The sequence below is a fragment of the Desulfobulbus alkaliphilus genome (genome assembly GCF_016918545.1).
Classification (GTDB): Bacteria; Desulfobacterota; Desulfobulbia; order Desulfobulbales; family Desulfobulbaceae; genus Desulfobulbus; species Desulfobulbus alkaliphilus.
In genome coordinates this window covers 1-450 of the sequence record NZ_JAFFQC010000234.1, presented here as the reverse complement: position 1 = coordinate 450, position 450 = coordinate 1, and the positions used below count along the sequence as shown (strand labels likewise).

The following is a 450-nucleotide window of genomic DNA, read 5'->3' as shown; positions in this document are numbered from 1 at the left end:
GACTTGTACGGCGGCTCATGGCGACTGTTCGAGCGGGTGCGCAGGCGAACCATGGGACTGGACTTCGCCTATGTGGACCTGAGCGACATTGCGGCGGTCGAAGCGGCGATCACCTCGAAGACCAAGATGCTGTGGGTCGAGACGCCCACCAATCCCCTGATGAAGCTGGCCGACATCGCCGCCCTGTCGAAGGTGGCCAAGGCGCATGGTCTGCTGCTGGTCGTGGACAACACCTTCGCCACCCCGTTCTGCCAGCAGCCGCTGAGCCTGGGGGCGGACGTGGTGATGCACTCGGCGACCAAATACCTGAACGGCCATTCGGACATTATCGGCGGGGTGCTGGTGACGGCCGACGCCGAGTTGGCGACGCGGATCAAGTTCCTGCAGAACTCGGTCGGCGGTATCATGGGGCCGTTCGACGCCTTCCTGGCCAACCGGGGGCTGAAGACC

General features: G+C 64.4%; 1 protein-coding gene. It reads left to right on the top strand.

The window, feature by feature from the left end; all coding sequences use genetic code 11:
* Nucleotides 1-450, top strand: a 450-nt coding sequence (locus JWG43_RS20850) for an aminotransferase class I/II-fold pyridoxal phosphate-dependent enzyme (RefSeq protein ID WP_205244361.1), incomplete at both ends; no start/stop codon positions are given.